At 44.6% G+C, this 10,661-nt stretch carries 9 protein-coding genes; 8 read left to right on the top strand and 1 reads right to left on the bottom strand.

All coding sequences use genetic code 11. The annotated features are described in order from the left end of the window. Positions 1-92: 92 nt before the first annotated feature. From BM213_RS12870 to BM213_RS12835, 8 genes are all read left to right on the top strand, one after another. A complete protein-coding gene (locus BM213_RS12870; RefSeq protein WP_091704799.1) occupies positions 93-2,159 on the top strand; it encodes a sigma 54-interacting transcriptional regulator in 2,067 nt (688 codons plus the stop codon). A 127-nt stretch (positions 2,160-2,286) separates the two neighbouring features. Beyond that, on the top strand, positions 2,287-3,189 hold the full coding sequence (yqiS, locus tag BM213_RS12865) for a phosphate butyryltransferase (RefSeq protein ID WP_091704797.1): 903 nt from the start codon (positions 2,287-2,289) through the stop codon (positions 3,187-3,189). A 15-nt stretch (positions 3,190-3,204) separates the two neighbouring features. After that, on the top strand, positions 3,205-4,308 hold the full coding sequence (gene bcd, locus BM213_RS12860) for a branched-chain amino acid dehydrogenase (RefSeq protein WP_091704794.1): 1,104 nt from the start codon (positions 3,205-3,207) through the stop codon (positions 4,306-4,308). A gap of 66 nt (positions 4,309-4,374) precedes the next feature. Then, complete coding sequence (buk, locus tag BM213_RS12855) at positions 4,375-5,475, top strand: butyrate kinase (RefSeq protein WP_091704791.1); 1,101 nt, start codon at positions 4,375-4,377, stop codon at positions 5,473-5,475. 12 nt (positions 5,476-5,487) lie between these two features. Then, positions 5,488-6,909, top strand: a complete 1,422-nt coding sequence (lpdA, locus tag BM213_RS12850) for a dihydrolipoyl dehydrogenase (RefSeq protein WP_091704789.1) — start codon at positions 5,488-5,490, stop codon at positions 6,907-6,909. Positions 6,910-6,923: 14 nt separating this feature from the next. Then, positions 6,924-7,922: a thiamine pyrophosphate-dependent dehydrogenase E1 component subunit alpha gene (locus BM213_RS12845; protein WP_091704786.1), complete on the top strand. Its 999-nt coding sequence runs from the start codon at positions 6,924-6,926 to the stop codon at positions 7,920-7,922. A 2-nt stretch (positions 7,923-7,924) separates the two neighbouring features. Beyond that, the gene (locus BM213_RS12840) at positions 7,925-8,908 is read left to right on the top strand and encodes an alpha-ketoacid dehydrogenase subunit beta (RefSeq protein ID WP_091704783.1); all 984 of its coding nucleotides are present in this window, start codon (positions 7,925-7,927) and stop codon (positions 8,906-8,908) included. Positions 8,909-8,920: 12 nt separating this feature from the next. Beyond that, positions 8,921-10,219 carry a dihydrolipoamide acetyltransferase family protein gene (locus BM213_RS12835; protein WP_091704781.1) on the top strand — a complete coding sequence of 433 codons (1,299 nt, stop codon included), beginning with the start codon at positions 8,921-8,923 and terminating at the stop codon, positions 10,217-10,219. Positions 10,220-10,367: 148 nt separating this feature from the next. Here BM213_RS12835 and BM213_RS14805 read toward each other — a convergent pair. Then, on the bottom strand, positions 10,368-10,661 hold a 294-nt coding region (locus BM213_RS14805), incomplete at its 5' end, for a hypothetical protein (RefSeq protein WP_208601920.1).

Here is a 10,661-nt window from a genome sequence, read left to right as displayed (position 1 = left end):
TTATGGAAAGGGGGTGGCGGAACTTGCGTAAGGTGCAATTCCTCCCCGTGCCTAAAGGCAGGGGCTTCCTTGCGTAAGTTTCGTGATGGGAAATGAAAAAAGTATTAATTGTTGGGGCAGGCAAAGGTGGAAGTGCACTATTAAAAATGTTTCATGAAACGAAATTGATGGATGTTGTAGCCGTTGTGGATCGAAATCATGATGCACCGGGAATAAGTATCGCGCGGGAGATGGGGATTCAAACGAGCAATAACTGGCGTGATGTGTTGACGGAACATATTGATATCATCGTCGAAGTAACAGGAGACGATCATGTGTTTACAGCGCTGCGCCAAGCTAGTCCTGCACATACGGTCGTCATTCCAGGTGACATCGCATATATTATTGCACAGCTCGTCGAAGAAAAAGAGCAATTGATCGCTACGTTGAAAACAGCGACAACAAAACATGACCTCATTTTTAACTCGACGCATGATGGAATGATCGTAATTGACGAACGCGGTTATGTGACGCATGTGAATCCGAGCGCAGAAAAAATGATAGGGAAAACGAAAAAGGAAGTGGTTGGTACTCATATTTTACATGTCATTCCAGCTAGCGGTTTGCCGCGCGTATTACAAACGAGGGAAGTAGAGTTAAACCAAGAACTGTTATTAGAAAATGGAAAAAAAATGATTACGACGCGTATTCCGCTTATAGATGAAAACGGAAAACTATTTGGTGCTTTCGCAGTATTTAAAGATATTACAGAAGTTGTTCATTTAGCAGAAGAGGTAACAAACTTAAAAGAAATTCGCACGATGTTAGAAGCGATCATTCATTCTTCAGAAGAAGCTATTTCGGTCGTTGACGAGCATGGTAACGGCATTTTAATTAATCCGGCGTACACGAAACTGACAGGTTTGTCAGAAGAAGAAGTGATCGGAAAACCAGCGACAGCGGACATTTCCGAAGGGGAAAGCATGCACATGAAAGTGTTGAAAACACGCCGACCAGTAAGGGGTGTACGCATGAAAGTCGGTCCAAAAAAACGTGATGTCGTCGTCAACGTCGCCCCAATTATTGTTGATGGGGTGTTAAAAGGAAGTGTTGGCGTCATTCATGATGTATCAGAAATTGAGCAACTAACTTCTGAATTGCAACGTGCGCGCCAAATTATTCGCACATTGGAAGCGAAATATTCCTTCGATGACATTGTTGGCACGTCAGAGGAGATGATGTTAGCGATTGAACAAGCGAAATTAGCAGCGAAAACGCCGGCAACCATTTTGCTTCGTGGCGAATCAGGGACAGGAAAAGAATTGTTCGCCCACGCCATTCATAATGCAAGTGATAGAAAATATCACAAATTCGTTCGTGTGAACTGCGCTGCCATCTCTGAATCGCTGCTTGAAAGTGAGTTGTTTGGTTATGAAGAAGGTGCATTTTCAGGGGCAAGACGCGGGGGAAAAAAAGGATTGTTTGAAGAAGCGAACAACGGAAGTATTTTTTTAGATGAAATAGGTGAATTATCTGCCAATATGCAAGCGAAATTGTTGCGTGTTTTGCAAGAAAAAGAAATTGTGCGCGTTGGTGGCACAAAGCCGATCCCTATTAATGTGCGTGTTATTGCCGCAACGAATGTTCATCTCGAAAAAGCGATTGCCGATGGAACGTTTCGTGAAGACTTATACTATCGGTTAAATCGCATGCCGATTTACATTCCTCCGTTACGTGCGCGCAAACAAGATATTCCGGCGCTATGTGAGCGGCTCATACAAAAACTAAATCAAGATTATGGACGGAATGTGGAAGGAATTACGGATGATGCGCTAAATGACTTGCTTTCATACGATTGGCCAGGAAATGTACGAGAGTTAGAAAATGTGTTAGGACGGGCTATGATTTTTATGAAATACAATGAAATGTTCATTGAACGAAAACATATTTCGTTATTGCATAAACCAAAAGAGCACGAACATCTTTCGTCTCCAGAATGGACGCATGAGTCTAAGCCGTTAGCGGAATTAGTTGAACAGTACGAAGCAAAAGTGATTGAAAGCGTTTTACGGGCGTGTCAAGGGAATAAAACTGCTGCTGCTAAACAACTCGGCATTTCGATTCGAAATTTATATTACAAACTTGAAAAGTATGGACTTGACAAAAAAAGCATGCAATAATGTTCATAGTATGCAAAAAATTGCAGTTAAAAATAAATAAAATAAAGCGTTTTCAATACCAAAAAAGTTGGCACGATTTTTGCGATAATAAAAAGTGACGAAAAAATAAAGGGGTTGAGCAGATGAGATGAAGCTACAATCGTTGATCACCAAAGCAACCCAATTTCCTGAAGCGACTGTAGCTGTGGCGGCAGCTGAAGATACGGAAGTGTTAAGAGCGGTCGCACAAGCTTTACAGGCGGGATTCGGACGATTCGTTTTATATGGCGATGAGTCTGTTTTATCGCGCCTTGTTCCCGAGCATGTTCACGATGTACATCGCGATCATATTCGCATCGTTCATGCTTCAACAAAAGAGGAAGCAGCTCACATGGCCGTGAAAGCGGTACATGGAAAAGAAGCGAGCGTCCTAATGAAAGGGAACGTACCGACGGCAACAATTTTAAAAGCGGTATTAAACAAAGAGTATGGGCTTCGTACAGGCAATGTTTTGTCGCATGTCGCCCTATTTGATGTGCCGCATTATGAACGTCCTATTCTTGTTACTGACGCAGCGATGAATATCGCACCTGATTTACAACAAAAAGTAGAAATTATTATGAATGCGGTACAAGTGGCGAAAGCAGTTGGAATCAGTCATCCAAAAGTTGCTCTGCTCGCCGCTGTTGAAGTCGTGAATCCGGCGATGCCGGCAACGATTGACGCTGCAGCTCTTTCGTTAATGAACCAACGTGGGCAATTGAAAGACTGCGTCGTCGATGGTCCGCTCGCTTTAGATAACGCCATTTCCGTCGAGTCTGCCCAACATAAAGGCATTCAAAGTTCGGTGGCAGGACAGGCTGATATTTTAGTTGTGCCAAATATTGAAACAGGAAATGTGCTTTATAAATCGCTCGTATACTTTGCCCGTGCACAAGTTGGAGCGATTATCGCAGGCGCAAAAGCGCCAATCGTCTTAACTTCTCGTGCTGATTCAGCAGAGAGTAAGTTATATTCATTAGCACTAGCAATTTGTGCAGCGAACAAATAACGAGGGGGACGAAAGATGGAGATTTTTAAATATATGGAGCAGTACGATTACGAACAATTAGTGTTTTGCCAAGATAAAGAGTCAGGATTAAAAGCGATCATTGCGATTCATGATACAACGCTCGGTCCAGCGCTAGGCGGAACGCGCATGTGGATGTATGAATCAGAAGATGCGGCCATCGAGGATGCTCTTCGCTTAGCGCGTGGTATGACATATAAAAACGCTGCAGCTGGCTTGAATCTTGGCGGTGGAAAAGCGGTCATCATCGGGGATCCACGTAAGGACAAAAACGAAGCGATGTTCCGGGCGTTTGGTCGCTTCATTCAAGGATTAAATGGTCGTTACATTACGGCAGAAGATGTTGGTACAACAGTTGCTGATATGGACATTATTTACGAAGAAACAGATTACGTGACAGGTATTTCACCAGCGTTCGGTTCTTCTGGAAATCCTTCTCCGGTTACGGCGTACGGTGTTTACCGTGGAATGAAAGCGGCGGCAAAAGAGGCGTTTGGTAGCGATTCGCTTGAAGGAAAAGTTGTCGCAGTACAAGGTGTCGGCAACGTGGCTTACAATTTATGTCGTCATCTTCATGAAGAAGGAACAAAGCTCATCGTTACAGATATTAATAAAGAAGCGGTGCAACGCGTCGTCGAACAGTTTGGCGCAACAGCAGTAGACCCGAACGACATTTACGGGGTAGATTGCGACATTTTCGCTCCGTGTGCGCTCGGAGGAATCATTAACGATCAAACGATTCCACAATTAAAGGCAAAAGTGATTGCTGGCGCTGCGAACAACCAATTACGCGAAGCAAGACATGGAGACATCATTCATGAAATGGGCATCGTTTACGCGCCGGATTATGTCATTAATGCTGGCGGTGTCATTAACGTAGCAGATGAGTTATACGGATATAACCGCGAACGCGCAATGAAAAAAGTTGAACAAATTTACAACAACATCGAAAAAGTCATTGAAATTGCGAAGCGTGACGGCATTCCGACATATCAAGCCGCTGATCGTTTAGCTGAGGAGCGTATTGCAAAAATGCGTCAATCACGCAGCCAATTTTTACAAAACGGTCAGCACATTTTAAGCCGTCGCCGCACGCGCTAAAAACACGTAGCGAAGCGAGGACGGATCGTTCTCGCTTCGTCGATGATAAAAATGGAGGGTCAAACATTGCAAGAACATTCATTTCGCATCTTAGTCATTAATCCAGGATCGACGTCAACGAAAATCGGCGTCTTTGATAACGAGCGCTCCATTTTAGAGAAAACGATTCGACATGATACGGAAGCGTTGCGAGCGTATAAAAAAATTATCGACCAATATGAATTCCGAAAACAGATGATTTTAGAAACGCTCGATCATGAAGGGATCAACATTTCGAAACTTGATGCGGTATGTGGGCGTGGTGGCTTGCTCCGTCCGATTGAAGGTGGGACGTACGCCGTAAATGAGGCGATGCTGCAAGATTTAAAGCGCGGATACTCAGGCCAGCACGCTTCCAATCTTGGCGGTATTTTAGCGCACGAAATTGCTTCAGCATTAAATATACCGGCATTTATTGTTGACCCGGTCGTCGTCGATGAGCTTGATCCAATTGCCCGCATTTCTGGTTTTTCACTTATTGAACGCCGCAGCATTTTTCATGCACTCAATCAAAAAGCTGTCGCTCGCCGCGTCGCCAAACAAATGGGAAAAACATATGAGGAAGTCAATTTCATCGTCGCGCATATGGGCGGGGGTATTACAGTTGGTGCACATAAACAAGGACGTGTCGTTGATGTAAACAACGGACTAGATGGAGAAGGGCCGTTTAGCCCTGAACGTGCCGGTACTGTGCCAGCGGGTGATCTCGTTTCTCTCTGTTTCTCTGGTGAATATTATCGTGAGGAAATTATGCGCATGCTCGTTGGTGGCGGGGGGCTCGTTGGCTATTTAGGGACGAACGATGCGGTGAAAGTCGAAAAAATGATTGAAAATGGCGACGAAAAGGCGAAGCTCATTTACAGTGCGATGGCGTATCAAGTAGCGAAAGAAATTGGAGCTGCAAGCGCAGTATTATCAGGAAAAGTTGATGCCATTATTTTAACGGGCGGTTTAGCATACGGAAAACAGTTTGTGAAAGAAATTGCGGATCGCGTACAATGGATTGCCGATGTTATCGTGCAACCAGGAGAGAATGAACTGCAGGCGCTTGCTGAAGGGGCACTTCGCGTATTGCGCGGAGAAGAAGAAGCGAAACAATATCCACAAGCGGTCAAAACAACGGTTTAAGGGGATGAAACGATGGCAAAAGAATACGATGTAGTCATACTTGGGGGCGGAACGGGCGGATATGTCGCTGCGATTCGCGCTGCCCAACTCGGTTTAAAAACAGCAGTTGTCGAAAAAGGAAAACTTGGAGGAACGTGTTTGCATGCCGGATGTATTCCAAGCAAAGCATTATTACGAAGTGCGGAAGTATATGCCCAGACGAAAGAAAGCGAAACGTTTGGTGTACTTGCTAGCGAGGTGCGTTTAGATTTTGCTAAAGTGCAAGCGCGCAAGCAAGCGATCATTGAGCAGTTGCATAAAGGCATTCACATGTTGATGAAAAAAGGGAAAATCGATGTGTATGAAGGGACAGGACGCATTTTAGGCCCATCGATTTTTTCACCGATGCCAGGAACGATTTCAGTTGAGATGAATGATGGAACGGAAAATGAAATGCTTGTGCCGAAGTATGTTGTTATTGCAACAGGTTCCCGTCCACGTACGTTGCCTGGCTTAACCGTTGACGGTCAATTCGTTATGACGTCAGATGAAGCATTGCGTATGGAGACGTTGCCATCTTCTATCATTATCGTTGGTGGTGGTGTAATCGGAATTGAATGGGCGTCGATGTTGAACGACTTTGGTGTCGATGTAACGGTCGTCGAATACGCAGATCGTATTTTGCCAACAGAAGATCGCGATGTCTCCAAAGAAATTGAAAAAATATTAAAACAACGTGGTGTACGCATTGTTACAAAAGCGAAAGTATTGCCTGACACACTCGTTGTTGAACATGGTGTAACTATTCAAGCCGAAATAAACGGAAAAAATGAAACGTTCACAGCTGAAAAAATACTCGTTTCTGTCGGACGTCAAGCGAACGTTGAAGGCATTGGATTAGAAAATACTGATATTGTCATCGAAAAAGGATTTATTCAAACGAACGAGTATTATCAAACGAAAGAGAAACATATTTATGCGATTGGCGATGTAATTGGAGGATTGCAGCTTGCTCATGTCGCTTCACATGAAGGAATCATCGCGGTCGAACACCTTGCTGGACATACCGTTCATCCGCTCAATTATGAGATGGTACCAAAATGCATTTACAGCCGTCCGGAAGCAGCGAGTGTTGGTTTAACAGAAGAAGAGGCGAAAGCGAAAGGATACGATGTGAAAGTTGGCAAATTCCCATTTAAAGCGATCGGAAAAGCGCTCGTATATGGGGAAGCTGACGGATTTGTAAAAATCATCGCTGATGCAAAAACAGACGATCTGTTAGGTGTGCATATGGTTGGTTCGCACGTCACAGATATGATTTCCGAAGCTGGATTAGCGCGCGTGCTTGATGCAACACCGTGGGAAATTGCCCACACGATTCATCCGCATCCGACGCTGTCAGAAGCGATGATGGAAGCAGCGCTGGCTGTCGACGGAAAAGCGATTCATTTTTAAAGGAGGAATGAATGATGGCGGAAAATCGTCATAAACAACTCGGTTTAAGCGATGAAACCGTTTTGCAAATGTATGAAACAATGGTATTAGCGCGTAAAATTGACGAACGGATGTGGCTATTAAACCGCGCAGGTAAAATTCCATTTGTCATTTCTTGTCAAGGGCAAGAAGCAGCGCAAGTAGGAGCAGCGTTTGCTTTAGATCGCACGAAAGACTACGTATTGCCATATTACCGCGACATGGGCGTCGTCTTAACGTTCGGTATGACACCGACTGAATTGATGCTTTCGGCATTTGCAAAAGCGGAAGATCCAAACTCTGGCGGACGTCAAATGCCTGGGCATTTCGGGAAGAAGAAAAATCGAATTGTCACTGGTTCTTCTCCAGTTACAACACAAGTACCACATGCTGTTGGGATCGCTTTAGCAGCGAAAATGGAGAAAAAAGATTTCGTATCGTTCGTTACATTTGGGGAAGGGTCTTCGAACCAAGGTGACTTCCATGAAGGGGCTAACTTTGCAGGCGTTCATAAGCTGCCGGTCATTTTTATGTGCGAAAACAATAAATATGCGATCTCTGTTCCAATTGAAAAACAATTAGCATGCGAAAAAGTGTCAGATCGTGCCATCGGCTATGGCATGCCAGGGTATACAGTGGATGGTACAGATCCGCTTGAAGTGTATCGCGTCGTGAAAGAAGCAGCCGATCGTGCGCGGCGCGGCGAAGGGCCAACGTTAATTGAAACGGTCGCTTATCGTCTAACCGCTCATTCATCAGACGATGATGATCGCGCGTATCGTACGCCAGAAGAAATTGCTGAAGCGAAAGCAAAAGATCCAATTTACTTATTTGCGAACTACTTAAAAGAAGTAGGCGTATTAACAGATGAGTTGGAAAAAGAAATTCTCGATCGCGTCATGAAACAAGTGAACGAAGCGACGGACTATGCGGAAAAAGCACCATATGCACAACCAGAGCATGCGTTGAAACACGTATACGCAGAGGAGGAATAAACATGCCTGTCATTTCATATATCGATGCCGTTACGATGGCGATTCGCGAAGAAATGGAACGTGACCCACGCGTATTCGTACTTGGGGAAGATGTCGGAAAAAAAGGTGGCGTATTTAAAGCGACGCAAGGACTGTATGATCAATTTGGCGAAGAGCGTGTCATCGATACGCCGCTTGCGGAATCTGCAATCGTTGGTGTCGGCATTGGCGCAGCTATGTACGGATTACGTCCAATTGCTGAAATTCAATTTGCCGATTTTATCATGCCGGCTGTAAACCAAATCATTTCGGAAGCGGCGCGCATTCGTTATCGTTCAAATAACGATTGGAATTGTCCGATTGTCATTCGTGCGCCGTACGGCGGTGGCGTTCACGGGGCGTTATACCATTCTCAATCTGTTGAAGCGATTTTTGCGAATCAACCGGGATTAAAAATCGTCATGCCGTCTACACCGCACGATGTGAAAGGATTATTAAAAGCGGCCATTCGCGATGAAGATCCGGTGCTGTTTTTTGAGCATAAGCGCGCATATCGTCTCATTAAAGGGGAAGTTCCAACAGACGACTATGTGCTTCCGATTGGTAAAGCGGATGTCAAACGTGAAGGAGAAGACATCACAGTCATTACGTACGGTTTATGTGTTCATTTCGCATTACAAGCTGCTGAAAAATTAGCGCAAGAAGGCATTTCTGCTCACATTTTAGATTTACGTACTGTGTATCCGCTTGATAAAGAAGCGATCATTGAAGCAGCAAGCAAAACAGGAAAAGTACTGCTTGTGACAGAAGACAATAAAGAAGGAAGCGTCATGAGCGAAGTCGCTGCCATTATTGCAGAACATTGTTTATTTGATTTAGATGCTCCAATTATGCGACTTGCTGGTCCAGATGTTCCGGCTATGCCATATGCGCCAACGATGGAAAAATTCTTTATGGTCAATCCGGATAAAGTCGAAAAGGCAATGCGCGAATTGGCGCAGTTTTAAGGAGGAGTCACGATGGCGATTGAGAAAATCACGATGCCACAGCTTGGTGAAAGTGTAACGGAAGGAACGATTAGTCAATGGCTCGTATCGGTTGGCGATCGCGTCAATAAATACGACCCACTTGCCGAAGTGATGACAGATAAAGTAAACGCGGAAATCCCATCTTCATTTGCTGGTGTTATTAAAGAAATTATCGCAAAAGAAGGGGAAACATTGCCTGTTGGTGCTGTCATTTGTACGATTGAAGTCGAAGGAGAAGAACAAGTAGAAGAAAAGCAAATGAGCGTGGAAAACGAATTGCCGCCGACGAATGAACAAGCGAATAAACAACCGATGAAAAAGCAAGGCGGTGAGCGCGGACGCTATTCGCCAGCTGTTCTTCGTCTAGCGCAAGAACATAACATCGATTTAACACAAGTGACAGGAACAGGTATGGGCGGTCGCATTACGCGCAAAGATTTACTCAAATTCATTGAGTCTAGTAACGTGCCAAAAGCGGATGCGCCAAAGCAAGTCGCCGAGCCGGTCCAACAAGCAGAAGTACCGAAACAGGAAATCGCACCAAAAGCAGGGGCACCAAAACAACAAGCACCGAACGTTCCTGTGCAAGCGGGCGACATCGAAATCCCTGTCACACCAGTCCGAAAAGCAATCGCGACAAATATGCTTCGTAGTAAACATGAAGCACCGCATGCGTGGACGATGGTCGAAGTCGATGTCACAAACTTAGTCGCTTACCGCGATTCCATTAAAGATGAATTTAAAAAGCGCGAAGGCTTTAACTTAACATACTTTGCGTTCTTTGTCAAAGTGGTTGCTCAAGCACTAAAAGAATTCCCGCAAATCAATTCGATGTGGGCGGGCGACAAAATTGTGCAGAAAAAAGACATTAACATTTCGATTGCGGTAGCGACAGACGACGCATTATTCGTTCCGGTCATTAAACATGCGGACGAAAAATCGATTAAAGGCATTGCGCGTGAAATCGCGGAATTAGCAGCAAAAGTGCGCGCGGGCAAACTTCGTTCAGAAGATATGCAGGGCGGTACATTCACCGTCAATAACACTGGCTCTTTCGGATCGGTGCAATCGATGGGCATTATTAACTATCCGCAAGCAGCGATTTTGCAAGTCGAATCGATCGTCAAACGTCCTGTCGTGAAAGACGGCATGATCGCGATTCGCGACATGGTCAACTTGTGCTTGTCGCTTGACCATCGCGTCCTAGACGGCTTAATTTGCGGTCGCTTCTTAGCGCGTGTGAAAGACATTTTAGAAAACATATCGAAAGACAATACGCCAATTTATTAAACGAAAAGAGGGTGTCCACTTAGGACCCCTCTTTCATCATATTATCCATTTTACACTTGTTCGTTGCCCAAGCAGTCTATATATACTACAATAAATATGTACCTGAATCCGTGATGGTTGGAAATCAACTTTGATTTTGGTGTTAGTTCTATGGATATATGATCCATACATCCCTTTTTTTGATGATTCCCTGCACCACTTTCATGTTTGAAAACGGGATAAATCCTCTTTTATGGAGATACAAACCAAAAAAGAGACAAAAAAAGTACAGGGGGGAGTGATGGATATGAGTACCCGAACATCTGTTTGTTATCTTGCCTCTTTCCATTTTTGATACACATTCAGTAGGAGTATACTGTACCCACTCCTTCGCGTTAGTTTCATCCAGATCTGTCGTGATCGGCGAACGAGTCGTCCTGCCATCGTGATCACCGTCTGAATG

It is taken from the genome of Anoxybacillus pushchinoensis (genome assembly GCF_900111795.1).
GTDB classification, from domain to species: Bacteria; Bacillota; Bacilli; order Bacillales; family Anoxybacillaceae; genus Anoxybacillus; species Anoxybacillus pushchinoensis.
Note: the sequence above shows the minus strand (reverse complement) of the source record. Positions and strands in the feature narration are given on the sequence as shown.

Coding starts and splice junctions, on each gene's coding strand:
- BM213_RS12870 (WP_091704799.1), top strand. CDS start 93: ATGAAAAAAGTATTAATTGTTGGGGCAGGCAAAGGTGGAAGTGCACTA.
- yqiS (WP_091704797.1), top strand. CDS start 2,287: ATGAAGCTACAATCGTTGATCACCAAAGCAACCCAATTTCCTGAAGCG.
- bcd (WP_091704794.1), top strand. CDS start 3,205: ATGGAGATTTTTAAATATATGGAGCAGTACGATTACGAACAATTAGTG.
- lpdA (WP_091704789.1), top strand. CDS start 5,488: ATGGCAAAAGAATACGATGTAGTCATACTTGGGGGCGGAACGGGCGGA.
- BM213_RS12845 (WP_091704786.1), top strand. CDS start 6,924: ATGGCGGAAAATCGTCATAAACAACTCGGTTTAAGCGATGAAACCGTT.
- BM213_RS12840 (WP_091704783.1), top strand. CDS start 7,925: ATGCCTGTCATTTCATATATCGATGCCGTTACGATGGCGATTCGCGAA.
- BM213_RS12835 (WP_091704781.1), top strand. CDS start 8,921: ATGGCGATTGAGAAAATCACGATGCCACAGCTTGGTGAAAGTGTAACG.